This window comes from Acinetobacter sp. neg1, from assembly GCF_000788125.1.
Taxonomy (GTDB): domain Bacteria; phylum Pseudomonadota; class Gammaproteobacteria; order Pseudomonadales; family Moraxellaceae; genus Acinetobacter; species Acinetobacter vivianii.
On the sequence record NZ_JSZD01000006.1, the window covers coordinates 748,358 to 774,962 of the forward strand.

The following is a 26,605-nucleotide window of genomic DNA, read 5'->3' on the forward strand; positions in this document are numbered from 1 at the left end:
GTATGAACCAATTACAAAGCAAGATGAATGTTCGCAGTGAGGACTTTAAAACCAACCAGCAAGCCATGCAAACCTTGGTCACAGATCTAAAACAGGTGGCTCAAAAAGTGGCATTGGGCGGTGGTGAAAATGCCCGTCAAAAGCATCTGGCAAGAGGCAAACTATTACCACGCGATCGGATTGATCAATTGATTGATGTCGGTACTGCTTTTTTAGAAATTGGTCAATTGGCGGCCTATCAGGTGTATGAAGATGATATTCCTGCGGCTGGTGTGATTGCGGGTATTGGTCAAGTCAACGGTGTAGCCTGCATGATCGTTGCCAACGATGCAACGGTTAAAGGCGGAACATATTATCCACTTACGGTTAAAAAGCATTTACGCGCACAAGAAATTGCCGAACAAAATCACTTGCCTTGTATTTATCTGGTGGATTCAGGTGGTGCTTATTTGCCAATGCAAGATGAGGTTTTCCCAGACCGTGATCATTTCGGGCGTATTTTCTATAACCAAGCACGCATGTCGAGCCTAGGTATTGCCCAAATTGCGGTAGTGATGGGGAGCTGTACCGCAGGTGGTGCTTATGTACCAGCCATGTCGGATGAAACCATTATTGTACGTAATCAAGGGACGATTTTCTTAGGCGGCCCGCCTCTGGTAAAAGCGGCAACAGGCGAAGTCGTGAGCAGTGAAGATTTAGGCGGCGGTGATGTGCATACACGTCTTTCGGGTGTAGCTGACCATTTAGCTGAAAATGATGAACATGCAATTGCGATTGCTCGGAACATTGTTGCGAATCTCAATAAAAAGCCAAACGAATTAAATAAACAAGTTGATGAACCATTATTTGATGCATCGGAACTCTATGGCGTGGTGCCAAGCGATGCGCGCAAACCTTTTGATGTGCGTGAAGTGATTGCCCGTATTGTAGACGGCTCGCGTTTTGATGAGTTTAAAGCACGCTTTGGTTCAACACTCATTACCGGTTTCGCTTCACTCTATGGTATGCCAGTCGGCATTATTGCCAATAACGGGATTTTATTTTCTGAGTCTGCACAAAAAGGCGCACACTTCATTGAGCTATGCACACAGCGCAATATTCCATTGTTATTCCTACAAAACATTACAGGCTTTATGGTTGGTCGCCAGTATGAAAATGAAGGGATTGCAAAAAACGGCGCCAAATTGGTGATGGCTGTTGCCACCGCAAATGTACCTAAACTTACCCTGATTATTGGGGGTTCGTTTGGTGCGGGTAACTATGGGATGTGTGGCCGCGCTTATTCACCACGCTTTTTATGGACTTGGCCAAACTCTCGTATTTCAGTCATGGGTGGCGAGCAAGCGGCAAGCGTACTTTCGACTTTAAAACGTGATCAGATTGAGCAAAAAGGTGCCGAGTGGTCAGCGCAACAAGAAGACGAATTTAAACAACCGATTCGTGAACAGTACGAGCGCCAAGGCCATCCGTACTATGCTTCTGCCCGCCTTTGGGATGACGGTGTAATCGACCCAGCGCAAACTCGTCAGGTACTCGGTTTAAGTCTTGCCGCTGCGATGAATGCCCCAATCCAGCCAACCAAATTTGGCGTGTTCCGCATGTAAGAGGCGTATATGAGCTATCAATTTTTACAACTCGAACAACAAGATCAGGTTGCCTATGTTTGGCTGAACCGTCCTGAATTGCACAATGCTTTTAATACAATCTTGATTGAAGAGCTGCATGCTTGCTTTAAGCAAATTAATACACGCGATGACATTCGTGTTGTGGTTTTAGCGGGTCGTGGCAAAAGCTTCTCGGCAGGTGCCGACCTCAACTGGATGAAACAGGCAGGTCAGGCTTCTTCAGCAGAAAATGAAGCGGATGCATTAAAACTTGCACAAATGTTGGATGCACTGGCAACCCTTAAACAACCGACTATTGCCCGAGTGCATGGCATTGCCTTTGGTGGTGGTATGGGTTTAGCGTCAGCATGTGATATTTGCATTGCCAGCACTGATGCCAAGTTTTCAACATCCGAGGTTCGTTTAGGGCTTGCTCCATCTACCATTAGTCCTTATGTAATTCGTGCAATTGGCGCAAGACAAGCCTCTCGTTACTTCTTAACTGCCGAGCGAATTTCAGCACGTGAAGCCAAACAAATCGGTTTGGCCCATGAAGTTGCAGATGCCGAAGATTTAGACAGAAAAGTTCAAGAAATTATTGATGCACTCTTACTCGGTGGCCCGCATGCTCAAGCGGCCTCAAAACAACTCATTCAAATGGTGAGCAACCAGACCATGAGCAATGACTTGCTGCAACAGACAGCACATCATATTGCTCAAGTTCGTCAAGGCAGTGAAGCAAAAGAAGGTCTGAGTGCCTTTTTAAATAAGCAACAGCCTGCTTGGATTTCTAACTCGAATAACAACAATTAAGGACGATCATCATGTTTGAAAAGATTTTAATTGCGAACCGTGGCGAAATTGCTTGCCGTGTGATTCGTACTGCAAAAAAACTCGGTATTGCAACGGTTGCTGTTTACTCCGATGCTGATGCAAATGCGCAACATGTCAAACTTGCAGATGAAGCGATTTATATTGGTCAGTCCCCTGCAACGCAAAGTTATTTACAAGCTGATCGTATTATTCAAGCTGCCATTGAAACAGGCAGCCAAGCGGTGCATCCGGGCTACGGCTTCCTTTCAGAAAATGACCAGTTTGCACTCGCTTGCAAACAACATAACATTTGCTTTATTGGCCCACCAGTCGATGCCATTTTAGCGATGGGCTTAAAAGCGACCTCGAAAGCTTTAATGGAAAAAGCAGGTGTTCCTTTAACACCGGGTTATCACGGAACCAACCAAGATGCCGACTTTTTAAAGCAACAGGCCGACCGAATTGGTTATCCCGTTTTAATTAAAGCAAGTGCTGGCGGTGGTGGTAAAGGCATGAGTCTGGTTGAACGCAGTGAAGACTTTCTGCATGCCTTAGCCTCTTGTAAACGTGAAGCTAAATCGAGCTTTGGTAATGATGATGTCTTGATTGAGCGTTATGTGATTCAACCTCGACATATTGAAGTTCAAGTGTTTGGCGACACACATGGCAACTATGTGCATTTGTTTGAACGCGACTGCTCTGTACAACGCCGCCACCAAAAAGTATTAGAAGAAGCCCCTGCACCACAAATGCCAAGCGAAAAGCTCGATGCAATGCGCCAAGCGGCAATTGATGCTGCACGTGCGGTAGATTATGTCGGCGCAGGTACGGTTGAGTTTATTGTGGAGCAAGATGGAACCGCGTATTTCATGGAAATGAATACCCGTCTACAAGTTGAACACCCTGTCACTGAAATGATTACCGGTGAAGACTTGGTTGAATGGCAACTTCGTGTGGCTTATGGCGAACCATTACCTAAACTACAAAATGAATTACAGATTCACGGACATGCGCTTGAAGCACGTATTTACGCCGAAGAACCTGAAAAAGGCTTTTTACCTGCCATTGGTAAAATTGACTATCTGCACTACCCAACTCAAAACCAATATGTACGTGTCGACAGCGGTATCGTTGAAGGCGATGAAATCACGACATATTACGACCCAATGATTGCCAAACTGATCGTATGGGGTAAAAACCGTGAAGCTGCGCTTATTCAAATGCAACATGCTTTAAGCCAATTCCATGTCGATGGCTTAGGCAACAACATTGCTTTTCTTGAAAAAATTGTTCGTAGCGAATCGTTTAAACAAGCCAAATTGGATACCAACCTGATTCAACGTGAACATGATTTTCTGTTTAACACGCAACAGACAAAACCTGAGCTTATCGTCGCAGCAGCATTTATTGAGTTTCTCAGCAAACTTGATAGCAATTGCTCAAGCCAGAAACAGCTTTGGCAAGCTCAACCCCTATGGCGTTTAAATATTGCTTATCAGCACAGTATTAAACTGAGCTATTTAGATCAGCCCCTTACAATTAAATTTGCCTCAAATAAAGATGGCTTCACCGCAGAATATAACGGTCAAAGCTATCCGATTTCTGGCCAATTGATTGATGCTCATATGGCCTCTGTTCAAATTGGCGGGTCTCAGCAAAAGCTGTCTTTTAACCAAAATCAGCAAGGCATTACCTTGTTCCAGAATGGTCAAAGCTATAAGTTTGCTTACATTCGCCAAAACTTTAATCAAGCAGATCACCAAGCCGATGAAGGTCACTTAAAAGCACCAATGCCGGGTGTGGTCACTCAAGTGTTAGTAAGCGCAAATCATAGCGTGAAGAAAGACGATATTTTAATGACGCTTGAAGCCATGAAAATGGAATATACCATCCGTGCGCCTAAAGACGGCTTGATTATAGACTCGTACTTCCAAGTCGGTGATCAGGTCAAAGCTGGCGATGAGCTTGTGGAATTTCAGCCTGCTCAGGAGGAAGTTGCATGAGTGAGTTTGTCAAAATCGTAGAGGTCGGTCCCAGAGATGGCCTCCAAAACGAAAAACAGGCTTTAACTGTTGAACAACGCTTAAACTTTATTAACGACCTGATTCATGCAGGCCTGAAATCAATTGAAGTCGGTTCATGCGTTTCAGCAAAATGGGTACCACAAATGGCGCAGAGTGACGAGCTATTTAAGCAATTACCGCAAATAACCGATGTGCAATTTAGCCTGCTCACGCCCAATATCAAAGGTTTTGAAACTGCTCAAGCAGTAGGATGCAAAGAGGTTGCGGTGTTTACCGCAGCTTCTGAAAGCTTTACTCGTAAAAATATTAACTGCTCAATCGACGAGAGCTTTGAGAAATTTAGCGATGTCTTGGCTGCTGCAAAAGCACATAACATCCGTGTGCGTGGTTACGTCTCTTGTATTGTCGATTGTCCTTATGAAGGCGCAATTGCTCCTGAGCAAGTGGTGAAAGTGGTTAAACGGCTCTATGACATGGGCTGCTATGAAGTGTCTTTAGGTGAAACCATTGGCACAGCAACACCAGATCGCGTTCAAAAGGTTTGGCAAGCCTGTCTGGCTGAACTGGACAGCACCGTTTTGGCTGGGCATTTCCACAATACCTACGGCATGGCAATTGCCAATATTTATCAGTCTTTACAACAAGGCATTCGCATTTTTGACTCGTCTCTTGCAGGTCTTGGTGGTTGCCCTTATGCTAAAGGCGCTTCTGGCAATGTTGCGACCGAAGATCTGTTTTATTTGCTATCACATATGGGCTTTGAAACAGGCATTGACTTAGAAAAGCTGATGCAAGCCAGCCAAAATATTGGCAATGTACTCAACCGAAAAAGCTTGTCAAATTATGCCAATGCCTATTGGCAAACAAAATGTGCTTAGCCATATAGATTTGTATTCTCTTACTGTCAGGCAATATGCTTAATCAATTAAGCTTGATCAGAGCTCAACTTTCTCCCATTCTGCTCAAGAATTGGGACTAAATGCTTCATGTAATTTTTTTAAAATCTATTATTTATATCGGTATAAAATGCCTCTTTCTAAAGAAGCATTTTCTACTTTTAATTTTAAACCTTATTATTCTTTTTCTAACGCTCTCTCAAATTACTTATAAAAAATAATCCGTATCTTGCTGTATTTTTGGAGAAATATGTTGCTCAACCCACTCCAACCATGTCCGCGTTTTTACATCCACAAAATCCCGTGAAGGCAATAAGGTATACACCCCGATATCAGGAGAACGCCACGCTGGTAAAATACGGCGTAATCGCCCTGTGCGGATTGCATCAATCGATGAAAAAGTTGGCAATAAGGCAATGCCCATATCTTGTTGAACTACATCCAGTAACAACTCAGGCGTATCGGCAATGAGTGGGCCATTAATATCAATCTGATACGAACAGCTATTTTCACTGGTCAGATGCCATTGCGGAGTAATGGATGGATTGACCAAGCGTAAACAGGCGTGCTTCTGCAAATCATCCAGCGATTGAGGTTCGCCATGCTTTTCCAGATAAGCAGGTGAAGCACATAACACCGAAAAAATCGTACCAATGCGACGGGCCACAAATCTCGAATCCGCCAGAGATTCAGTCAAATAGAGACTCACATCAATGCCTTTACCTAAAAGGTCAGGTACATTTTGTGAGGTTCGATATTCAACCGTCAGGTCAGGATAGGTTTGACAGAACTCCGCCATCATCGGTGCAAGATAGTGATGACCAAAACTGGCCATACTCAGTACCCGTAAACGCCCTTGCGGTTTTGTTGCCATGCCCATTGCCTGTGCTTCAGCTTCTTCCACCATGGCAAGCACCTGACGACACTGCTCGGCATAGGTCTCTCCAATCTCGGTCAAGGCATGCTGTCGGGTTGATCGTTGTAGTAGTTTTGTACCTAAACGCCCTTCTAATTCGCTAATTAATCGCGAAACTTGCGCAGTTGTCAGTTCCATCTGTTCAGCGGCAGCCGTGAAACTCCCGCTATCAATCACTTTCAGGAAGGCATTCATTGCATGCAAGAGTCCACCATCAAGATTTTTGCGCATAACGTAAATATCTTTTTCTAAATTACGCATTGTTGCACCAGTTTGGATCAACCACAATGACATTAATGTACATACATTGATCAGGTCTTTTTTTATCCCGAACTGTTCAATCTTTTTAATTGTTATGTACTTACTCCAAATATTCAACCGGATGTTGAAAAAACAAGTAGTCAAAACTACGAGAATTCTAAGGAGATATAAATGAATATAGCGACAAAAGTTACTCCAAAAATGATCGCTACTAAGGATGTATCATTGGATGATAAATATATCAGTGATCACGGTTCAGCCTACATGACCGGCATTCAGGCACTCGTTCGGTTACCTCTAGCACAGACTCGCCGTGATGAATTGAACGGGTTGCATACAGCTGGCTTCATTTCAGGTTATCGCGGTTCCCCTGTAGGTAATTATGATAATTTCCTTTGGCAAATTGGAGGCATACTTAAAGATCACAATGTCGTCTTTCAACCCGGTATTAATGAAGATCTCGCGGCAACGGCCATTTGGGGCACGCAGCAAGCCAACCTCGCAGGCCAGGGAAAATATGATGGCGTCACCTCATGGTGGTATGGCAAAGGCCCGGGTGTAGACCGTTCAGGTGATGTGCTGCGTCATGCCAATCTGGCAGGAACTTCTGAATATGGCGGTGTGGTCGCTTTATTTGGTGATGATCACTCCTGTAAATCATCTACAGTTCCACACCAATCTGAACATGTCATGATTGGCTGTGGTCTTCCGATTTTCTATCCAACCTCAGTACAACATATTCTTGATCTTGGTGTGCATGCCGTGGCAATGTCACGTTTTGCTGGGGTATGGACCTCAATGAAACTGGTCAGTGAAATTGTAGAAACTTCGGCTTCCGTCAATGTAGATTTAGATCGGGTCGTTCCCGTAATTCCAGAAGATGTGGACTTCCCTGCCGATGGTGTCAATATCCGCTGGCCTGATCATGGCATTCAGCAAGAACAACGCCTGTATCAACATCGCTTACCTGCTGTGCTGGCCTATGCACGTGCCAATCAGCTGAATCAGACCACTTGGCCTTGTGAAAATGCCCGCATCGGGATTGTTGCCAGTGGTAAAGGCTATCTCGATACCATTGAAGCCTTACGCATTTTAGGAATTGAGAATGAAACGGCGCAACAGCTTGGGCTACGGGTTTATCAAGTTAGGTTGATCTGGCCTTTAGAACCGCAAGGTATTCGTGAATTTGCCGAAGGACTAAAAGAGCTGATTGTGGTTGAAGAGAAACGCCCTATTCTTGAATCACAGATCAAAGATGAACTGTATTCCCTGCCTGATGAGAAACGTCCACATGTCATTGGCAAAGCAATTCATGGTAAAGGTGAATGGAGTACCTCCATCGAGGAGGCACCGCTGATTGGTCATTATGAGTTCCAACCCGAACCGATTGCCAAAATGCTGGCAGCACGTTTTCTACAACTCGATTTACCAGAGAATTTAAGACAACAAATTCAGAATCGCATCGATTTATTGCAAAAAGCAGAACAAGAGTCACGCCGTGTGCTGGATCTGGCAGACCGCAAACCTTATTTCTGTAGCGGTTGTCCGCATAATACCTCCACCGTGGTGCCAGAAGGCAGTCGCGCCCTAGGCGGTATCGGTTGTCACTATATTGCGGTGTCACTGGATCGCGGAACGGAAACTTTCTCGCAAATGGGCGGTGAAGGCGTGAGCTGGGCGGGTGCATCGCACTTTACCAATGAAAAGCATATTTTTGCCAATCTCGGTGATGGAACCTACTTCCATTCAGGCTATTTGGCAATTCGACAAGCCATTGCAGCCAATATCAATATCACCTATAAAATCCTTTATAACGATGCAGTTGCCATGACTGGCGGACAACATGTCGATGGACATTTGAGTGTCGCACAACTGACTCGCCAGCTTGATGCGGAAGGGATTAAAAAACAGATCATCGTAACGGATGAACCAGCGTTGATTCATGCAGAAGAACACCTTGCGCCCAATGTAGAAATCCGCCACAGAAATGATTTGGACACCGTGCAACGTGAATTGCGTGAGATTTCTGGTGTCACCGCTTTAATTTATGTTCAGACCTGTGCCAGTGAAAAACGTCGTCGCCGTAAACGTGATGCTTACCCTGACCCTGCTGAACGCCTTTACATCAATAGTGATATCTGTGAAGGCTGTGGCGATTGCTCGAAAAAATCAAATTGTCTTTCAATTGAGCCAGTAGAAACGGCTTTGGGCACCAAACGTCAAATTAACCAAAGCAGCTGTAATAAAGACTTTACCTGTGTCGAAGGTTTCTGCCCAAGTTTTGTGACGGTACATACCCGTGATATGAAACGTCCAGCCAAGTTTGAGGGTTTTGCTACGGGTTGGCCTGAACGTCCGATTCTTCCTCAACTTGATACAACACCAAGCCGAATCATGGTCGGTGGTGTGGGTGGTACTGGTGTGGTCACCGTCGGCGCATTATTGGGAATGGCCGCGCATCTGGAAGGTGAATCAGCACGCGTCATGGACATGGCAGGACTGGCTCAAAAAGGTGGTACAGTTTATTCCTATGTTCAATTGGCCTCAGATGACGAGCAAATTTCCGCAACTAAAATCCCTGCGGGTCAATGTGACCTTCTTATTGGTGCTGATGCAGTGGTGGCAGGCAGTAATGCAGCCTTGTCACGTTTAAAACCAAATGCGATGGTCATTGTCAATGAAGATGGCTCACCGACATCTGACTTCATTAATAAACGTGACTGGTTTGCGCCAATTACGGATTTGATCAATCGTCTTCGTGGTCATGTCGACCAAGGTAAACTAGTATCTTTACCTGCTGCGCGTATTGCCACCCAAGTCTTGGGTGATGCCATCTTTGCCAATCAGATCTTACTGGGAATGGCATGGCAATCTGGTCAGATTCCATTACTGCGCGAAAGTATTGAAAAAGCCATTCAACTGAATGGCACAGCAGTTGAAAAGAATCTGGAAGCTTTTCGCGTAGGTTGTCATCTTGCAAGCGATCCAGATCTGGCGAAGCGTCTACTCGACAGTTTGCCAAAACAGAATGCGCCGCAAACGCTGCCAGAACTGATTCATGATCGTTCAGTCCGTTTACAAGATTATTGGAATGATGCTTATGCTGATACATACAGAAATCTTGCAGAACAAGCGTCCAAAATGTTGCCTGAAGCGCTTGCAACCACAATCGCCACACAGCTGTATCGTGTAATGGCCTATAAAGATGAATATGAAGTTGCCCGCTTGCTGACAGGTGCTAGCTTTAAAAAATCAATCGAATCACAATTCGGGCGTGGTGTGCGTTTATCCTATCACCTTGCACCACCGACACTAGGTACCAATGTACGCAAACGTATTTTTGGTTACTGGATGCGTTTCCCGATGATGCTACTTGCCCGCTTACAATGGCTGCGTGAAACTTTTCTTGATCCATTTGCACGTCAAGAAGAACGCCAACATGAACATGCATGGCGTGATCGTTACATTGGATTTGTGAAAGCACTTGTTGCAGCACCACAACAGCATGATTTGACAGTAGCTGCACAAATTGCCGAGCTTCCTGCAGAAGTACGCGGCTTTGGTCATGTCAAAATGCAGTCGATGCAAAGCGCAAATCAACGTTGGGATGAGCTATCTAAAGAACTCAGCAATAAAGGCTAATGCCTTAAAATAAATCACTGACTGGGCATGTCAAATAACAAATGATAGGCTCAGCCAGTCGATTCATAATTAAAAGTTGGTAGGACTGACTGATGATTTGAACTGAGAATATTTATCCATTAATACCCCTTCAAAGTGTCCACCTGATTTAATAATGCTTGCCCTTGAATAACACGCTGATCATTTTCTAAAATTTGATTCACCACAACCGACCATGGTGCATGTGAAGCAACATGTGGCGTGATCACCACTTTTTCATGTTGCCAAAGTGGATGATTTTCAACTAAGGGTTCTTTGCTAAAAACATCCAGAATCGCGCCACGTAAACGTCCAGAATCCAGATAATTTATTAAATCCTGCTCAACTAGATGCTGACCACGGCCACAATTGATGATACAGGCCTGTTCAGGAAGCTGATCAAATAAAGATTTTGATAAAATACCTTGATTACTTTCCGTAAGTGGCAATAAATTAATAAGAATTTCAGCCTGTCCTAAAAACGTGTCAAAGTCTTCATCACCTGCATAACAGCTCACATGTGCAATATTTTTCGGGCTACGAGACCAACCAGACACTTGATAACCGAGCGCAGCAAATTGCTCGGCCATATATCCACCCATTTGCCCCAAGCCCATAATTCCAATTTTCAATTCAGCATGTTCTCGTTGCGGATACTGCCGCCAACGTTGTTGCCGCTTTTGTACAAATGCCTGATCAAAAAAACGTTGATAATATAAAACGCCCCATTGCAAATAATCGAACATTCCCTTTTGATGAAGCTGATCAACTACCCGGCATACTTTATATTGTGTGCCAATTCGATCTAAATTGAGGTGTTCAACGCCCGCCGCCATCGAATGAATCAATTTTAATTCAGGCAACTTTTCTAAATGATCTAAATCTGGAAACCACGACACAGCAGTCGTTGCATAAATCGCCTGTTCGCTGTCGGCTAGGCAATAGGAGCCTTGTGGTGCGTATTGTAAAAAGGCATCTTCAAGCCATTTTTGAACTTTTGGTACAGTAGTGGAAATCACAATCATGCGCAGTATTCCTCACGCTGCTGTTCAATTAAAGACAAGGCCGCATTCCAGGCATTTAAAATAATCTGTTCCACACCTTTTGATTCGAACTGCTTGGTTGTATGTTCACATACCAGTTCGGAAGGAAAATGCAATTCTGCCCCACCTGCAAGTGCCTTAATTTGCGCCTGACATGCACGTTCTAAAAAATAAATTTCATGAAATGCACGCTGTACACTATCTCCTGTTGCCAACAATCCATGATTTCTTAAAATCATGACACGATGATCACCCAGATCCTGCACCAGTCGTGTCCTCTCTTCAGTCGATAGTGCGACACCTTCATATTCGTGATAACTGACTTTTTTATAAAATTTTAGTGCGTGTTGCGATATTGGCAACAAACCATGCTTCTGTGCTGAAACTGCAATTCCATCTGCGGTGTGAGTATGAATCACACAGTGAACGTCGGGACGAGCGGCATGCAATGCTGAATGAATAACAAAACCAGCAACATTAACCGTTTTACCTGCATCATAATGCTCTACGATATTGCCTTCACCATCAATTTTAACCAAATCAGAGGCTTTCATTTTTTCGAATGGAATGCCGTAGTGATTAATCAGAAAATGTCCATTCTCATCTGGTACACGTAGGCTGATATGGGTATCAATAAGATCTGTCATCCGATAGTAAGCAATTAACCGATATAAGGCTGCTAACTGACAGCGAGCATCCCATTCATTTGTCGATACAATCTCTTTTAGACTCATGTTATATCCCTATTTGAAGTACTTCCGACCTAAAGTACCGTTTTCATTTTCCAGAACTAAATATTATTAATATCTAATACTTCTAGCTAAAGTCTGGTTTTCTCTTTTCCATAAAGGCAGTCACTCCTTCTTTATAGTTATCTGATTGTCCTGCAATACGTTGAAATTCACGCTCCAGCTGCAATTGCTCAACAAAGCTGTTGTCTGTTGCGCAGTTTAAAGCTTTTTTAATCAATGCAATCGAACTACTGGGCTGCTCAGCTAACTGTTCAGCCAATGTGGTAACACTCGCTTCGAAAAGTTCATCTTCGTAAACCTCCCAAATCAATCCCCAATTCAAGGCTTTTTGAGCAGATAACTTATCACCCAACATAGTGAGCCCTTTTGCACGGGCCAAACCGATCAAATGCGGTAAATTCCATGTGCCACCTGCATCAGGAATTAAACCAACTTTGCAAAAAGACTGTATAAATGAAGCAGATTGTTTCGCCACCACCAAATCACAGGCTAAAGCCAAATTCGCACCAGCACCAGCAGCCACACCATTCACAGCAGCGATTACAGGTTTGGTCATATCTGTAATTTTAAGTACCAGCGGATTATAGAATTTTTCTAAAGCCGCGCCTGCATCATAATCTTGTGCAGCAATGACATCATGACTTCTTGATCTTAAATCCTGTCCAGCACAGAAACCTTTGCCTGCGCCAGAAATCACAATAACTTTTACTTTCTTAGAAACCGCCCACAGGTCTAAAACTGCCGCAATTTCAAGGTGCATTTGTTCATTGAAACTATTCAGCACTTCTGGGCGATTAAGCGTCAAATACCCGACACGGTTGTGTTGACGAATCAAAATATGTTCAAAATCCATTTCTCGCTACTCTCTGAAAAAATTTACAATCCGTGGACCAGACTCAGAATGAAAAGGCGTCTTCATCAAGTTCCATCACTGACTCTGCTCCAGAAGCAATAGAAGCCGCATGTGCTTGTGTACGATGTAATAGCTTCTGAAAGAAGAACTTCGCTGTGCTGAGTTTGGCCTGATAGAATTTTTGTTCTTGCGTGCCTTCAGCCAGTTTTTCATGGGCAACTTGTGCCATACGTGCCCAAAGATAGGCGAATACCACATAGCTAGAAAAATACAGATAATCGACTGAAGCGGCACCAATTTCTTCAGGATTTTGCTTGGCTTTTTGTGCAACGTCTTCGGTAATAGATAACCACTGCTGCTTCAATTCAGCCAGTTTTTCCGTATAAGCAGACAATGCTGTATTTGATTGATTCGTCGCAATAAACTGTTCAATTAAATCGGTCATGTTTTTTAGCAGTTTTCTATCAGACTTCAGTACTTTGCGCGCCAGTAAATCTAAAGACTGAATTTCGGTCGTGCCTTCATATAAGGTGGATATCCTTGCATCACGTACAATTTGCTCCATCCCATGTTCAACAATAAACCCATGCCCACCAAAGACCTGCACCCCATGCTTGGCAGATTCATTCCCCGATTCAGTTAAAAATGCTTTGGCAATTGGAGTTAAAAAGGCCAATAACTCATCCGACATTTTCCGCTGCTCGGGATCATCTGAAGTCTCAACAATATCGACATGCTGAGCCAGAAAATAGGCTAATGCACGTCCACCTTCTGAAAATGCTTTTTGCGTCATTAACATGGAACGTACAGCAGGATGAACAATAATGGGATCCGCATTTTTATCAGGACATTTTGCTCCAGATAAAGAACGCATTGCCAAGCGATCTTTTGCATAAGCTAAAGCGCCTTGAAATGAAATTTCAGAAGCAGCGAGTCCTTGTACTGCGGTTCCAATACGGGCGGTATTCATGAAGGTAAACATACAATTGAGCCCGCGATTTACAGGACCAATCAAATAACCTTTCGCACCATCAAAATTCAGTACGCAGGTGGCATTTCCATGAATACCCATTTTATGTTCAATCGCGCTACAGACGACTTTATTACGGTCTTCTAAATTACCATCATCATCCATATTAAATTTAGGCACAATAAATAAAGAAATACCTTTAGTCCCTGCGGGTGCCTGAGGCAAACGAGCTAAAACAATATGAATAATATTTTCAGAAAGATCGTGTTCACCCGCCGATATAAAAATCTTTTCCCCCGTAATGGAGTAGCTACCATCCGGATTTGGTTCTGCTTTTGTTCTAATTAATCCAAGGTCCGAACCCGCATGTGATTCGGTTAAACACATGGTTCCAGTCCAGACTCCGCTAATGAGTTTAGTCAAATACTGCTGTTTTTGTTGCTCAGTACCATGATGCTCAATGGTTCTCATTGCGCCATGAGACAAACCCGGATACATTGCCCACGCCCAATTAGAACCACATAACATTTCAGAAATAGCGATCCGCAACAATGTAGGCAAGCCTTGCCCACCATATTCTGGGTCAGCAGTTAATGAGGTAAATCCAAGCTCGGCATATTTTTGATAGGCTTCTTTAAAACCTTTTGGCGTTGTGACTACGCCTTGATTTAAATGACACCCTTCCTGATCACCATTTTGGTTAATCGGTGCCAACTCATTTTCACAAAAATCTGCTGCTGCTTCTAAATATTGATCAATTAATTCTCGATTTACGCTTTCCTGATATTTACTTAAACCTTGATAGTTCTGTTCTGTTTGAAGCATTTCATGCAGCACAAATTGCATATCGCGTAATGGAGCTTTGTATAAAGGCATAGTTTTTCCCTTTCACGTTACTGCCTGTGTGATAAGCAGATATCGTTTTTTCCTTGAATAGACTTTTATTGTTTCAATCTCACCAAAATATCAAAAAATTTCTTATAGCAAAATATATTTTCACTAATTTAATAAAATTATTGTCACCCAAATATAGGTATAAAATGTAAGTTCATGTTTTAAAGTACAAATATTAGAAATAAAATAACGGATATTGTTTATAAGAATAATTTTAAATTTTGTATTGCAAAATTTTATTCCGTAAAAATACAATTTATAGTATTGTGGTTAGATTGCTTAATCATCCAAGGACGATTCATGGAAAGCCCGAAATACACAGGTCTTGAGTTTTTAACCGCTTTAAAAAATGGTGAGGTATCTCCTTCTCCTATGGCTCACACGATACCGATGGAACTCGTTGCAGTTTCCGAAGGTAAAGCGACTTATAAAGTTACCCCTCGCAAAGAACATAGAAATATACAAGGCGGTGTACACGGCGGCTTTTGTGCCACAGCTTTAGATACAGCAACAGGTAGTGCAGCTCACACTTTACTTGAACATGGCGTTGGCTATGGAACCATTGATTTAAATGTAAAAATGATTCGCCCCATGCAAGTTGACACGTCTTACTATGCGACAGCCGAGTTGATTAATGCAGGCCGTAATATTATTAGTACCGAAGGTAAAATCGTAGATGAGAATGACAAAGTGTATGCCTTTGCCTCGGCAACCTTAATGATTATTCGCAAATAATAAAGTTTTAAAGCTCCTGCTTATGGAGCTTTTTCTTGCTTTGCAATCTTGCCCATTTCATAAAAATCTAAGCGATCAATCAAGAAACTCGTTATTGCCATCGCCATACCTAAAGCAGCACACGCTTCCCATCCCCAATGTTTCCACGCATACACTGCAATAAAAGAACCTAAGGCGGCTCCACCAAAATATAAGGTCATATAAATTGAATTAATACGGGAACGCGCTTCCGCCGAAATTCGATAGACTAGATTTTGATTTAAAACATGAAATGCCGACAAACCGAAATAAGCCATAACAACCCCAACAGCGTAAGCCACCAGAGACTGCTGGGCAAAAAATAGTGGTATCCATGCACTTATTAATAGCCCCATACAAATCACTGCAATTTTATTTTCAAGCCCTGCCGCAATTTTCTTACCTGCCCAAGGGGTCGCAAATACGCCAGCCAGTCCAACAACTCCAAATAAACCAATCTGGAAATCGTTAAAGTGATAAGGCGCATTCGCCAAAATAAAAGTCATCGTGGTAAAAATCAGAGCCAAAATTCCAAAGCCAATTCCTCCGGCAAAACCACGGCGTAGCAAATGAGGCTGATGAGCTGCTAATGAAAATAATGAACCATAAATCTGTAGAATATTGAGTTGGTGGGATTTTCGCGCAACTGGCAACTTCATCCACATCACCCATGCAAACACCAAAATGACGATTCCGCTAATTAAATAAACCGCATGCCAAGACCAAACTGTAGAAAGTAAGCCAGCAATAGAACGTGCCAATAATATTCCCAAAAACAAACCACTCATGAGAGTGCCTACAACTTGAGGACTTTTTTGTGGGCTAGCTAAACCTGCGGCGAAAGGAACTAAAACTTGAGTTGCAATAGAAAAGAATGTTGCTAAGAAGGTAAAGCCATATAAAACTGGCAAGGTTTGACTCAAGGATAGCCCTACTTGTGCAAGGCCTGTACAACACATAAGCAAGCAAATATAACTTCGCTTTTCAAAAAAATCTCCTAAGGGAACCAATATAAAAAGGCCAACTGCATATGACAGTTGGCTAATCACAATGGTTAAAGCAACTTGATCGGCATTGACTTTTAATGCTTCTGCAATTGAATAGATTAAGGGCTGGTTATAATAGTTTGAACCCGCACAAATTCCACATGTCATTGCCATGATAAAAATAAAGCTTTTTGACAATATCGCGTCTGTATCTAGCCGAGCTATTTTATCCATGTTCCCTTGCCTTATTTTTAAAACTTATACATCGACACAAAGTTAAGGCGTGACACATCCGCCGTTCTCCCATCAAATACCTCACGTTTTCCTTGATGATATTCCATACCAATATCGATTTGCTCGGCAGGTGAATAGAAGACATTGACAGCGTAATCGGTTAAGCGTTTGTTAGCATCCTGATTCAGTTTGGCATATTCAGTGTTGTCATCATATTCAAATAGCGAAGCTGATACATTGGCACGCCATTGATCATTGAATTTATACGAATAACCAAGATTAAAACTGTTTAGCTTATTCATCATTAAATCGGTTTTATCCTGATCTAAAGAGAAATCCCCCGCGGCATTTAAATTTGTTGAATTTGCCAAACCACTTTGGGTGGTGTACGGCATAAATTTTTGATCGCCGACAATATATTGATAATTTGCTTGTACCGACTGTTGTGGTGTGAGTTGATATTTAAGTCCCGCACCGGCACCCCAACTCACTTTTTTAACCGTGTCTTTTGCCACATCTACAGATTTCTCGTTCACAAAGCCTTGGGCCAATGCCATTAACGGTCCTTGCTTAAATGTATATCGACCCGTCAATGTTGGAAAAGCGGAAACACGTGACCCCGTATATTCAAATGCCACTTTCAAATCATGATTCTGATCAATTTTCCAGTCATAACGCACCTGAGGTGTGCGTGTATACGATGTACCAATAAACTGGGTGTAATCGACCGATTCCGTTCGAGTTTCCATATTAGACATCAATGACCAAGTTTGACCAAAGGTCCAGTCTTTATAGGTAAAATAAGCATGGCGAATACGAAACTTCCCATCACCAGTTCCCATGTTAGAGCTATCAAAGAAATCGGCTTCAATATTTCCCGTCACATCTTTATTTGGGCTATTAAAATAAACGCCTAATCGGCTTGCATTAATCATGGCATCCGAACGGGAATGGTTTGAGCGTTGCGCGCTTTCAAATGGAGTTCGATAGATACTATTTGTGGTTCTACCGCCTGAATCTGGAGAAGACTTAAAATCAACTGCTGCATCTAGTCGGGCAATACCGTAAACCTTCACATTATCCGTCCAAGTGACCCACGAAGGAGCAACGGGCTTCTCTGTGACAGTCGCTTTAGTTTTTTCGATGTTCTCTTCGATCTTTACCTGTTTGACCTGTAAATTATTTTGAGTTTGTTTTTGAGCAGCAAGTTCTGCTTTTAATTTTTGCAGCTCGGTTTCTAGCAAATTAATTCTTTGTTCTGTGGTGTCTGAAGAATTTGCAAAAATAGTCCCTGAGGCCGCAGCGCAAGCTGCAGCTAAAATTAATTTTTTCATCTTTTAATCCTTAAAGAAGCGTTTTTTCCATGTGTATTTAGGCTACACGTGCATCAATTAGTTCACAGTCTGTGACTGCTTGTAATTCATCAAAACTTAGGCCTTCCACCATTTCCGTGACATAAGCTTTTTGGTCTTTGAGTTCAATAATGCATAAATCGGTATAAATACGATTGACACACTGCTCACCCGTCATTGGGTAGCTCAGTTCTTTTACAATTTTGGACTCACCTTTTTTAGTGACATGTTCCATATAGACATAAATCGTTTTTGCGCCGACTGCCAAATCCATAGCACCGCCAACTGCCGGCACATCATCTGCTTTACCAGTATGCCAATTTGCCAAGTCTCCATTTACAGCAACTTGGAATGCACCAATCACACAAATGTCCAGATGACCACCACGCATAATGTCAAACGAGTCGCCATGGTGCATAAAACAACCACCATCTAATAAAGTGACGAGTTCTTTTCCAGCATTGACTAAATCTTGGTCTTCTTCATCAGGTTGTGGTGGTGGACCAAAAGCCAAGACACCATTTTCCGAATGTAAAAAGATTTCTTTGTCTTTTGGCAAAAATTTAGCAACATTGGTCGGTAAGCCAATGCCTAAATTGACATAAGAACCTTCCGGAATGTCATTGGCAATGAGTTTGGCAATATCTTCACGAGAACGCTTTTGAACTGACATTAGATATCTCCTACTTTTACAACGTGCTGAACAAAAATTCCCGGTGTAATAATGCACTCTGGATCAAGCGTTCCTAGCTCTACGGTGTCATTCACTTGAACAATTGTGGTCTTGGCGGCTTTTGCCATAATTGGGCCAAAATTGCGGGCTGCTTTACGATAAGTTAAATTGCCCCAGCGGTCGGCTTTATCGGCATAAATCAGTGCAAAATCAGCTTCAAGTGGATATTCAAGTACATAGTTTTTACCGTTAATGGTGCGGGTCTCTTTACCCTCGGCAACTTTAGTGCCATAGCCAGTCGGAGTAAAAATAGCCCCTAAGCCAGCACCTGCTGCCTGAATACGACATGCCAAATTACCTTGCGGAACCAGTTCCAACTCAATTTTTCCCGCTCGATATAAGTCTTGAAAAATGGTTGATCCAGCAGATTTTGGAAATGAACAAATCATTTTTTTAACACAGCCAGCAATAATGAGCTTGGTTAGACCACGATCACCAGAAGCTGCATTATTATTTACAATGGTGAGTTCTTTTTTTCCTAAATCAATTAAGGCTTCAATTAATTCAGCAGGTTGCCCCGTTACACCAAACCCACCTGTCATGATGGTTGCTCCATCAGGAATCGCTTTTAAAATCGGTTCAATGTCACTGGTGATTTTATTTATCATCTCACTTGTCCCTTTTCATCCTTAATTTAAGGTGACAGATTGATCTGTCACTCTGCCTTTTGCGGGTTAAATAGTCGGTCTTTGATAAATAACAATGGAATTACCCCGCAGATAAAATAAGCCGCAGCCATCACCAAAAGCCCTAAGCCAATAGAACCGTTCTGTGATAAATAACCAATTGTTAATGGAGAGAAAATAGAAAGCACTTTGCCAATGTTATAAGCGCCGCCCACTGCCGAACCTCGGATAGACGTCGGGAAGCTTTCTGTCATATAGGTGGCATTAATTGCGTATGGAATACCGTAAAGGAAACCGAAGAACAGCATCATCCATAAAATATTGGTTGGTGTATTTAAATAGACAATGACTGGAATAAATAAGGCTGTACCAATGGTTCCGAAAGCAAATACAGCGCGACGTCCTAATTTATCGGCAACGATCCCTGCAATCACTTTGGCAAACATCATAATCAGGAAGGTACCGACCATATACATGGCCATTTCTTTAAATTTGATGCCAAGATCAGACTCTAAATAAGCAGGTAACCAGTTACTTACGCCGTAATAGCCAAACTGCAATGCGCCCGTACTAATAATCCAAAGCACAAACATGGTGCCATGTTTCTTATCTCTTAAAATTTCAAGATATGGGTTTTGACGTTTTTTAGGTTGGCTACTTTGAGCGACTTCTAGCGCTTTTAATTGACGAGATTTTTTCCATGATTCAGGTTCAGGTACACAAAAGTGCATTAAAACTGACAATACTACAGGCGTAATTGCAATCCAGTACAGGAAACGCCAGCCATGTTCAGGAATAATATGCCCTGCCAATAAAGTCGCTAACAAAGAACCTAAGGTATAACCCGTCATGAGAGTAGCCAAAACAGTCGAGCGATGTTTGGTTGGCACCATTTCTGACATTAAAATATTACAAGCAATATAGAGCGCGCCTAAGCCCATCGCTCCAAAAGTTCTTAAAACTGCAAATTGCATATAAGAATCAGTAAAACCCAGTGCGCTGGTTAAAACTGAAGAATAAGCAATAAAGAACACAATAATGCGGACCCGTCCAAAACGGTCACATGCCCAACCACCAATCAGGCCACCAATTGCTGAACCTAAAAGTGTTAAACTGCCTAACGTTCCAGCTTGTACACCGGTTAAATGAAATTCTGTTTTAAGACTGGTCAGGCTCAATGCCAAAAAACCTAAGTCTGCCCCATCACACAACAATGTTAAAAAAGAGAATATAAATGCGGTAATCCAAATTTTTTTTGGTGTCTGGATAGCTTCACTGCTAACCGTATTTTGTGCAACTGTTTCTGTTGTCATGTCCATATCCTCTGAAGGAACATGAGGCATCCAATGCCTCATGGCATTTATTTTTTATTAGGTAGTCGCTTCCCTAATCATGTTCTTGGCAATAATAATTTGTTGAACTTGCGTGGTTCCTTCATATAAACGGAACAAACGTACATCGCGATAAAAACGCTCAATGGCATATTCACTGATATAACCTGCACCACCGTGAATCTGTACACAGCGGTCAGCAACGCGTCCACACATTTCAGTTGCAAACATTTTCGCGCAAGATGCTTCTGTGCTAATGTTTTCGCCATTATCACGGCGACGGGCTGCATCTAAAACCATACATTTGGCCGCATAAATCTCGGCTTTTGAGTCAGCAAGCATGGCCTGAATCAACTGGAAGTTCGCAATGGGCTGACCAAATTGTTTACGCTCAATTGCATAGTGCAATGCGTCATTTAACATACGCTCAGAAACACCCACACTATATGCACCAATGTGCAAGCGCCCTTTATCAAGCACTTTCATGGCCGTTTTAAAACCGACACCTTCTACCCCACCAATCAATGCAGAAGCAGGCACACGGCAATTTTCAAAAATGACATCACAGGTGTGCGAACCCTTTTGCCCCATTTTTTGGTCAATTTTGCCCAACGTGATGCCTGGTGTATTGGCCTCAACTAAAAAAGCTGAAATGCCACCAGACCCTTTAATTTCAGGATTGGTTCGAGCCATTACGGTAAAAGTTGCAGCATGAGGTGCATTGGTAATAAAACGCTTGGTGCCGTTTAATACATAAAAATCGCCATCTTTTATGGCACTGGTTTTTAAAGAAGCCGCATCAGAACCAGATTCAGGCTCAGTTAAACAAAATGAACCAATAATTTCGCCACTTGCGTAACGTGGTAAATATTTTTGCTTTTGCTCTTCTGTGCCATCAATCAAAATCGCACTAGAACCAATACCATTATTAGTGCCAATTAAAGAGCGAAAAGCCGGTGAAGTTTGTCCAAGTTCAAATGCAACTCTAACTTCTTCTTCCATGGTGATGCCTAGGCCACCATATTCTTCGGGAATTGTTAGGCCGAACAAACCTAGCTCACGCATTTGCTGCACAATGTCATCTGGAATTTTGTCTTTCTCTACCACTTCGTTTTCACGAGGGATCAATTCATTTTTTACAAAATCTCGAATTGTTGAAAGTAACTGTTCCAACATCCCTTCATCACGGATCATCTGTGATCTCCTTTTTTATGTATTTCCATCGTACCCATCAGCTATCTCCAGCTTGTCTGGATACCATGTTTTAAATCTTGTTTACTGTGGATGCGTTTCATAGTACGAGAACAAAAACACAAATTTCAAGCTTTTTTGAAAATTAATTTCGTTTAACGAAATTTAAAAACACACCATTACGCAATATCAAACACTTAGATTGTTTCACAATTCATAATCGTTAGAACAAGCTAAATAAGACTTGAAATAAATTCCAAAATAAGCATCATAAAGGGAATATAGTTTTGATATGCGAAACAAGGAATTCAAAAATGAGTGTATTAACAGGGAATAATTTCGTAGAAGTTGACTTTTCTATTCAAAAAGTAGCGATTGTAAAAATAAACCGACCTGAAGCAAAAAATGCACTGAATACAGAGCTTCGCAAACAATTAGCACAAGCTTTTACCGAATTAACTTTTAATGATGAGATCAATGCTGTTGTACTCACAGGTGGTGAGGAAGTCTTTGCCGCAGGTGCAGATTTAAAAGAAATGGCAACCGCAACCTCCACAGAAATGTTATTGCGTCATACAGAACGTTATTGGAACGCGATTGCCCAGTGCCCTAAACCTGTGATTGCTGCTGTAAATGGTTATGCATTAGGTGGCGGCTGTGAACTTGCAATGCATGCCGATATTATTATTGCAGGTAAAGGCGCCACCTTTGGTCAACCGGAAATTAAAGTCGGTTTAATGCCAGGTGCTGGTGGTACACAACGTTTGTTCCGCGCAGTTGGTAAATTTCATGCCATGCGCATGATTATGACGGGTGCCATGGTGAAAGCCGAAGAAGCTTTTATCATTGGTCTTGTTTCACAAGTCACAGAAGACGACCAAACCATTCCAACTGCGATTCAAATGGCACAGAGCCTCGCAAAAATGCCTCCTATTGCCCTGCAACAAATTAAAGAAGTTGCACTCATGAGCGAAGACGTGCCATTAAATGCAGGCTTAACTCTAGAACGGAAAGCATTCCAGTTACTGTTTTCTACCGAAGATAAAAATGAAGGCGTTCAAGCTTTTATCGAGAAGCGTAAGCCGTCTTATCAAGGTAAATAATTTAAAACGATAATAACAAAGGAATGAAAATGAGTAGAAAAGTATTAATTAGTGCAGGTGGTTCAGGGATTGGACGATGCATTGCCGAGGCATTTTTAAACAACAATGATGAAGTTTTTGTTTGTGATATTAGTGCTAAAAGCCTAGAACAGTTTCAGAAAGATTATCCTAAGCTGCATATACATACGTGTGATTTGGCTGATCATGAGCAAATTAAACTGATGTTTAGCCAAGCAATTCAGAAACTTGGCGGTATTGATATTTTAGTCAATAACACAGGCATCTCGGGCCCGACTGTTGCAGCAGATGAACTAAGTTTTGATGATTGGAACACGGTGATTAATTTAAACCTGAATAGCACTTTTTTAATTACCCAGTTAGCCATTCCCTATTTTAAAAAAGCACTAGCAGGCGTGATTATTAATATGTCATCTATTGCCGGCCGCTTAGGCTATCCGTACCGATTGGCTTATTCCACTTCAAAATGGGGGCTAATTGGTTTTACCAAAACGCTTTCTATGGAACTCGGTGCAGACAATATTCGAGTTAACGCTATTCTTCCGGGTGCGGTAGATGGTGATCGAGTTCAACGTGTATTACAGGCACGTGCCGATGTAGCTCATACTTCACTTGAAGAAGTGACTCAAAACGCACTGAAAAATCAGTCGCTCAAATATTTTGTAAATCCAAAGCATATTGCAGATTTATGCCTATTTATAGCCTCAGATAGCGGACGCTCTATTTCAGGTCAAATCTTACCGATTGATGGTGATAAACAATGCTTAAGCTAAATCACCCAACCCTATTTTTCCGTTTAATTTCAAATATAGATTAATCATCAGGATGATCGACATGACTTATGATATTAAAAGTATGGCTGTGATTGGTGTCGGTATTATGGGCAGTGGCATTGCTCAAATTGCTGCACAGTCAGGTCATACCACTTATTTATATGATGCCAAAGCAGGTGCAGCAGAACAGGCTAAAGAAAAACTGGCTGCTACATTTCAAAAGTTAGTCGACAAAAATAAAATTACACTTGAGCAAGCAGCAGCGGCAAATAACCATTTAGTTGTTGCTCATCAAATTGAAGATTTAAAAAATTGCGACCTCATTGTAGAAGCAATTGTTGAACGTCTCGATATCAAACAAAGCTTAATGCAGCAGCTTGAAGACGTTGTTTCGGATAATACTATTTTAGCCTCAAACACCTCTTCTCTTTCTATTACAGCCATTGCTGCAAACTGCAAAAAACCTGAACGTGTGGTGGGTTATCATTTCTTTAACCCAGTTCCGCTCATGAAAGTAGTCGAAGTCATTCGTGGTTTAAAAACTGATCCACTTATTATTGATGCATTAAACGATCTGTCTCGCGCATTTGGTCATCGCCCTGTTGTAGCGAAGGACACCCCTGGATTTATTATTAATCACGCTGGTCGAGCTTATGGAACCGAAGCGCTCAAAATTTTAAATGAGAACGTCTGTGACATTAGTGAAATTGACCGAATTTTACGTGACGGCGTTGGTTTTAGAATGGGTCCATTTGAATTACTCGACTTAACTGGCCTTGACGTTTCTCATCCCGTCATGGAGTCGATTTATCACCAGTACTATGAAGAAGCGCGCTACAAACCGAACCCGCTGACCAAGCAAATGCTAGATGCCAAACAACTTGGACGTAAGGTTAATCAAGGTTTTTATAACTATGAAACTGGTTCAAAAACAGGTGAACAACCTGCTCAGTTTGTAGAGCGTTTAACGCAATATCCCAAAGTTTGGATTGCGGCAGATTTCTTAGATGATAAAAAACAGCTCGAAGATTATTTAACTCAGCAAAATATTGCTCTAGACATCAACCCCAAACCTCAAACAGATAGCTTATGTTTACTCGCTTGTTACGGTGAAGACACAACCCAAGCGGCGATCCGCCTAGGGGTTAACCCAGAACAAGCCGTTGCTATAGACATGCTTTATGGCACTGCAAAGCATCGTACCTTAATGCCTTCACTCATTACCAAACCTGAATATCGTCAGGCAGCTCACTCTATTTTCAATTTAGATGGAAATCTGGTGAGCATGATTAATGAAAGTATTGGCTTTGTTGCGCAGCGCGTTTTAGCAATGGTCATTAATTTAGGCTGTGATATTGCCCAGCAAAATGTTGCCACGGTAGATGACATTAATGCCGCGGTGCGTCTTGGTTTAGGTTATCCGTTTGGACCAATTGAATGGGGCGATCAAGTCGGTAGCGAAAAAATCTTACTCATTCTGAACCGTATAACAGCACTTACGCATGACCCGCGCTATCGCCCTAGTCCGTGGTTACAGCGTCGTGTCGCACTTCATTTACCTCTTACTTTTACTCACGAGTCTTGAAAAGGAATTTCTCAATGTTAAATGCATATATTTATGATGGTTTACGCAGTCCATTTGGCCGTCATGCAGGTGAACTTGCCTCAATTCGTCCTGATGATTTAGCCGCAACTGTCATTCAAAAACTACTAGAAAAAACTGGTGTGCCGGGCGCGGATATTGAAGATGTGATTTTAGGGGACACCAATCAAGCGGGTGAAGATAGTCGTAATGTGGCGAGAAATGCATTATTACTTGCCGGCTTACCTGTCACTGTACCGGGCCAGACGGTAAACCGTCTATGTGCTAGTGGTTTAGGTGCCGTAATTGACTCGGCACGTGCAATTACTTGTGGTGAAGGCGAGCTCTATATCGCAGGTGGTGTAGAAAGTATGTCGCGCGCACCTTTTGTAATGGGTAAAGCCGAAAGTGCTTATAGCCGTGATGCAAAAATTTATGACACTACCATTGGATCTCGTTTTCCAAATAAAAAAATTATTGCTCAGTACGGCGGACATTCAATGCCTGAAACGGGTGATAACGTTGCAGCCGACTTTGGTATTAGCCGCGAGCAAGCTGATTTATTTGCAGCTCAATCACAAGCCAAATATCAAAAAGCCAAAGAAGAAGGTTTCTTTGCTGATGAAATTACTCCAATTGAGGTTTTCCAAGGCAAAAAATTACCGCCTAAACTCGTTTCAGAAGATGAACACCCTCGCCCAAGCTCAACTGTTGAAGCACTCACAAAGTTAAAACCTCTATTTGAAGGTGGTGTGGTTACAGCTGGTAATGCCTCAGGGATTAATGACGGTGCAGCAGCACTTTTGATTGGTTCAGAAGCTGCCGGTCAAAAATATGGCCTAAAACCAATGGCAAAAATCTTATCAGCCGCAGCTGCGGGTATTGAACCGCGCATTATGGGTGCAGGCCCAATCGAAGCTATTAAGAAAGCCGTTGCGCGTGCTGGTCTTACTTTAGATCACATGGATATTATTGAAATTAATGAAGCCTTTGCTTCACAAGTTTTATCTTGTTTAAAAGGCTTAAATGTTGATTTTAATGACCCACGTGTAAATCCAAACGGTGGTGCGATTGCGGTTGGTCATCCACTTGGTGCATCTGGCGCTCGTCTTAGCTTAACAGTAGCTCGTGAGTTAATTCGCCGTAAAAAGAAATATGCTGTGGTGAGCCTTTGTATTGGTGTAGGTCAAGGTCTTGCAATGGTGATTGAAAACGTTGCATAAACGTTGAACCCGAT

Annotated in this window: 21 protein-coding genes; 10 read left to right on the forward strand and 11 right to left on the reverse strand. The window is 42.3% G+C overall.

The annotated features are described in order from the left end of the window. Window positions 1–2: 2 nt before the first annotated feature. The 4 genes from PJ15_RS04490 to PJ15_RS04505 are packed head-to-tail and all read left to right on the forward strand — an operon-like array spanning window position 3 to window position 5,319. Complete coding sequence (locus PJ15_RS04490; protein ID WP_047428390.1) at window positions 3–1,604, forward strand: carboxyl transferase domain-containing protein; 1,602 nt, start codon at window positions 3–5, stop codon at window positions 1,602–1,604. 9 nt (window positions 1,605–1,613) lie between these two features. Continuing rightward, window positions 1,614–2,417: an enoyl-CoA hydratase/isomerase family protein gene (locus tag PJ15_RS04495; protein WP_047428393.1), complete on the forward strand. Its 804-nt coding sequence runs from the start codon at window positions 1,614–1,616 to the stop codon at window positions 2,415–2,417. 11 nt (window positions 2,418–2,428) lie between these two features. After that, window positions 2,429–4,420 carry an acetyl/propionyl/methylcrotonyl-CoA carboxylase subunit alpha gene (locus PJ15_RS04500; protein ID WP_047428395.1) on the forward strand — a complete coding sequence of 664 codons (1,992 nt, stop codon included), beginning with the start codon at window positions 2,429–2,431 and terminating at the stop codon, window positions 4,418–4,420. Further along, window positions 4,417–5,319 carry a hydroxymethylglutaryl-CoA lyase gene (locus tag PJ15_RS04505; RefSeq protein WP_047428398.1) on the forward strand — a complete coding sequence of 301 codons (903 nt, stop codon included), beginning with the start codon at window positions 4,417–4,419 and terminating at the stop codon, window positions 5,317–5,319. Before PJ15_RS04500 ends, PJ15_RS04505 begins: the two co-directional genes overlap by 4 nt. Window positions 5,320–5,545: 226 nt before the next feature. On the opposite strand, the gene PJ15_RS04510 is transcribed toward PJ15_RS04505, so the two are convergent. After that, window positions 5,546–6,484, reverse strand: coding sequence for a LysR family transcriptional regulator (locus tag PJ15_RS04510; RefSeq protein WP_032810694.1), 939 nt, complete (start codon window positions 6,482–6,484; stop codon window positions 5,546–5,548). 201 nt (window positions 6,485–6,685) lie between these two features. Here PJ15_RS04510 and PJ15_RS04515 point away from each other — a divergent pair, with 201 nt between their 5' ends. Then, complete coding sequence (locus PJ15_RS04515; protein ID WP_047428400.1) at window positions 6,686–10,156, forward strand: indolepyruvate ferredoxin oxidoreductase family protein; 3,471 nt, start codon at window positions 6,686–6,688, stop codon at window positions 10,154–10,156. Window positions 10,157–10,275: 119 nt separating this feature from the next. Here PJ15_RS04515 and PJ15_RS04520 read toward each other — a convergent pair whose 3' ends face one another. The 4 genes from PJ15_RS04520 to PJ15_RS04535 all read right to left on the reverse strand — a co-directional run bounded on the left by PJ15_RS04520 (window position 10,276) and on the right by PJ15_RS04535 (window position 14,668). Further along, window positions 10,276–11,199 (reverse strand): 2-hydroxyacid dehydrogenase, encoded by a 924-nt coding sequence (locus PJ15_RS04520; protein WP_047428402.1) that lies wholly within the window; start codon window positions 11,197–11,199, stop codon window positions 10,276–10,278. Further along, a complete protein-coding gene (locus tag PJ15_RS04525; RefSeq protein WP_047428405.1) occupies window positions 11,196–11,951 on the reverse strand; it encodes a class II aldolase/adducin family protein in 756 nt (251 codons plus the stop codon). The genes PJ15_RS04520 and PJ15_RS04525 overlap by 4 nt, the downstream gene beginning before the upstream one ends. Before the next feature lie 82 nt (window positions 11,952–12,033). Beyond that, on the reverse strand, window positions 12,034–12,822 hold the full coding sequence (gene paaG / locus PJ15_RS04530) for a 2-(1,2-epoxy-1,2-dihydrophenyl)acetyl-CoA isomerase PaaG (protein WP_047428408.1): 789 nt from the start codon (window positions 12,820–12,822) through the stop codon (window positions 12,034–12,036). 43 nt (window positions 12,823–12,865) lie between these two features. Beyond that, the gene (locus PJ15_RS04535; protein ID WP_047428410.1) at window positions 12,866–14,668 is read right to left on the reverse strand and encodes an acyl-CoA dehydrogenase C-terminal domain-containing protein; all 1,803 of its coding nucleotides are present in this window, start codon (window positions 14,666–14,668) and stop codon (window positions 12,866–12,868) included. Window positions 14,669–14,971: 303 nt separating this feature from the next. On the opposite strand from PJ15_RS04535, the gene PJ15_RS04540 reads away from it, so the two are divergent. Continuing rightward, window positions 14,972–15,421, forward strand: coding sequence for a PaaI family thioesterase (locus PJ15_RS04540; protein WP_123774942.1), 450 nt, complete (start codon window positions 14,972–14,974; stop codon window positions 15,419–15,421). A gap of 20 nt (window positions 15,422–15,441) precedes the next feature. Here the strand turns inward: PJ15_RS04540 and PJ15_RS04545 are convergent, their stop codons facing one another. Genes PJ15_RS04545 through PJ15_RS04570 form a run of 6 tightly spaced genes read right to left on the reverse strand, consistent with a single transcriptional unit; the run spans window position 15,442 to window position 21,895 of the window. Next, the gene (locus PJ15_RS04545) at window positions 15,442–16,659 is read right to left on the reverse strand and encodes an MFS transporter (protein ID WP_047428417.1); all 1,218 of its coding nucleotides are present in this window, start codon (window positions 16,657–16,659) and stop codon (window positions 15,442–15,444) included. Between the two features lie 17 nt (window positions 16,660–16,676). Then, complete coding sequence (gene dcaP / locus PJ15_RS04550) at window positions 16,677–17,993, reverse strand: outer membrane trimeric porin-like protein DcaP (RefSeq protein WP_047428420.1); 1,317 nt, start codon at window positions 17,991–17,993, stop codon at window positions 16,677–16,679. 37 nt (window positions 17,994–18,030) lie between these two features. Continuing rightward, the gene (locus PJ15_RS04555; RefSeq protein ID WP_047428423.1) at window positions 18,031–18,684 is read right to left on the reverse strand and encodes a 3-oxoacid CoA-transferase subunit B; all 654 of its coding nucleotides are present in this window, start codon (window positions 18,682–18,684) and stop codon (window positions 18,031–18,033) included. Next, window positions 18,684–19,352 (reverse strand): 3-oxoacid CoA-transferase subunit A, encoded by a 669-nt coding sequence (locus tag PJ15_RS04560; protein WP_047428426.1) that lies wholly within the window; start codon window positions 19,350–19,352, stop codon window positions 18,684–18,686. The genes PJ15_RS04555 and PJ15_RS04560 overlap by 1 nt, the downstream gene beginning before the upstream one ends. A gap of 47 nt (window positions 19,353–19,399) precedes the next feature. Then, window positions 19,400–20,683, reverse strand: a complete 1,284-nt coding sequence (locus tag PJ15_RS04565) for an MFS transporter (protein ID WP_205620023.1) — start codon at window positions 20,681–20,683, stop codon at window positions 19,400–19,402. Between the two features lie 57 nt (window positions 20,684–20,740). Then, window positions 20,741–21,895, reverse strand: a complete 1,155-nt coding sequence (locus PJ15_RS04570; protein WP_047428432.1) for an acyl-CoA dehydrogenase family protein — start codon at window positions 21,893–21,895, stop codon at window positions 20,741–20,743. Window positions 21,896–22,206: 311 nt separating this feature from the next. Here PJ15_RS04570 and PJ15_RS04575 point away from each other — a divergent pair, with 311 nt between their 5' ends. From PJ15_RS04575 to PJ15_RS04590, 4 genes are all read left to right on the forward strand, one after another. Next, complete coding sequence (locus PJ15_RS04575) at window positions 22,207–22,995, forward strand: enoyl-CoA hydratase (protein ID WP_047428434.1); 789 nt, start codon at window positions 22,207–22,209, stop codon at window positions 22,993–22,995. Between the two features lie 29 nt (window positions 22,996–23,024). Then, window positions 23,025–23,786, forward strand: a complete 762-nt coding sequence (locus PJ15_RS04580) for an SDR family oxidoreductase (protein WP_047428436.1) — start codon at window positions 23,025–23,027, stop codon at window positions 23,784–23,786. Window positions 23,787–23,847: 61 nt separating this feature from the next. After that, window positions 23,848–25,371, forward strand: a complete 1,524-nt coding sequence (locus PJ15_RS04585; RefSeq protein ID WP_047428439.1) for a 3-hydroxyacyl-CoA dehydrogenase — start codon at window positions 23,848–23,850, stop codon at window positions 25,369–25,371. A 14-nt stretch (window positions 25,372–25,385) separates the two neighbouring features. Then, window positions 25,386–26,591 (forward strand): 3-oxoadipyl-CoA thiolase, encoded by a 1,206-nt coding sequence (locus PJ15_RS04590; RefSeq protein WP_047428443.1) that lies wholly within the window; start codon window positions 25,386–25,388, stop codon window positions 26,589–26,591. Window positions 26,592–26,605: the final 14 nt, after the last annotated feature.

Excerpts from the sequence above, each read along its gene's own strand:
- PJ15_RS04565 (WP_205620023.1), bottom strand. The coding sequence starts at position 20,683 with ATGACAACAGAAACAGTTGCACAAAATACGGTTAGCAGTGAAGCTATC.
- PJ15_RS04535 (WP_047428410.1), bottom strand. The coding sequence starts at position 14,668 with ATGCCTTTATACAAAGCTCCATTACGCGATATGCAATTTGTGCTGCAT.
- PJ15_RS04570 (WP_047428432.1), bottom strand. The coding sequence starts at position 21,895 with ATGATCCGTGATGAAGGGATGTTGGAACAGTTACTTTCAACAATTCGA.
- PJ15_RS04590 (WP_047428443.1), top strand. The coding sequence starts at position 25,386 with ATGTTAAATGCATATATTTATGATGGTTTACGCAGTCCATTTGGCCGT.
- PJ15_RS04515 (WP_047428400.1), top strand. The coding sequence starts at position 6,686 with ATGAATATAGCGACAAAAGTTACTCCAAAAATGATCGCTACTAAGGAT.
- PJ15_RS04490 (WP_047428390.1), top strand. The coding sequence starts at position 3 with ATGAACCAATTACAAAGCAAGATGAATGTTCGCAGTGAGGACTTTAAA.
- PJ15_RS04575 (WP_047428434.1), top strand. The coding sequence starts at position 22,207 with ATGAGTGTATTAACAGGGAATAATTTCGTAGAAGTTGACTTTTCTATT.
- PJ15_RS04580 (WP_047428436.1), top strand. The coding sequence starts at position 23,025 with ATGAGTAGAAAAGTATTAATTAGTGCAGGTGGTTCAGGGATTGGACGA.
- PJ15_RS04495 (WP_047428393.1), top strand. The coding sequence starts at position 1,614 with ATGAGCTATCAATTTTTACAACTCGAACAACAAGATCAGGTTGCCTAT.
- PJ15_RS04585 (WP_047428439.1), top strand. The coding sequence starts at position 23,848 with ATGACTTATGATATTAAAAGTATGGCTGTGATTGGTGTCGGTATTATG.
- PJ15_RS04545 (WP_047428417.1), bottom strand. The coding sequence starts at position 16,659 with ATGGATAAAATAGCTCGGCTAGATACAGACGCGATATTGTCAAAAAGC.
- paaG (WP_047428408.1), bottom strand. The coding sequence starts at position 12,822 with ATGGATTTTGAACATATTTTGATTCGTCAACACAACCGTGTCGGGTAT.
- PJ15_RS04520 (WP_047428402.1), bottom strand. The coding sequence starts at position 11,199 with ATGATTGTGATTTCCACTACTGTACCAAAAGTTCAAAAATGGCTTGAA.
- PJ15_RS04560 (WP_047428426.1), bottom strand. The coding sequence starts at position 19,352 with ATGATAAATAAAATCACCAGTGACATTGAACCGATTTTAAAAGCGATT.
- PJ15_RS04510 (WP_032810694.1), bottom strand. The coding sequence starts at position 6,484 with ATGCGCAAAAATCTTGATGGTGGACTCTTGCATGCAATGAATGCCTTC.
- dcaP (WP_047428420.1), bottom strand. The coding sequence starts at position 17,993 with ATGAAAAAATTAATTTTAGCTGCAGCTTGCGCTGCGGCCTCAGGGACT.
- PJ15_RS04525 (WP_047428405.1), bottom strand. The coding sequence starts at position 11,951 with ATGAGTCTAAAAGAGATTGTATCGACAAATGAATGGGATGCTCGCTGT.
- PJ15_RS04505 (WP_047428398.1), top strand. The coding sequence starts at position 4,417 with ATGAGTGAGTTTGTCAAAATCGTAGAGGTCGGTCCCAGAGATGGCCTC.
- PJ15_RS04555 (WP_047428423.1), bottom strand. The coding sequence starts at position 18,684 with ATGTCAGTTCAAAAGCGTTCTCGTGAAGATATTGCCAAACTCATTGCC.
- PJ15_RS04500 (WP_047428395.1), top strand. The coding sequence starts at position 2,429 with ATGTTTGAAAAGATTTTAATTGCGAACCGTGGCGAAATTGCTTGCCGT.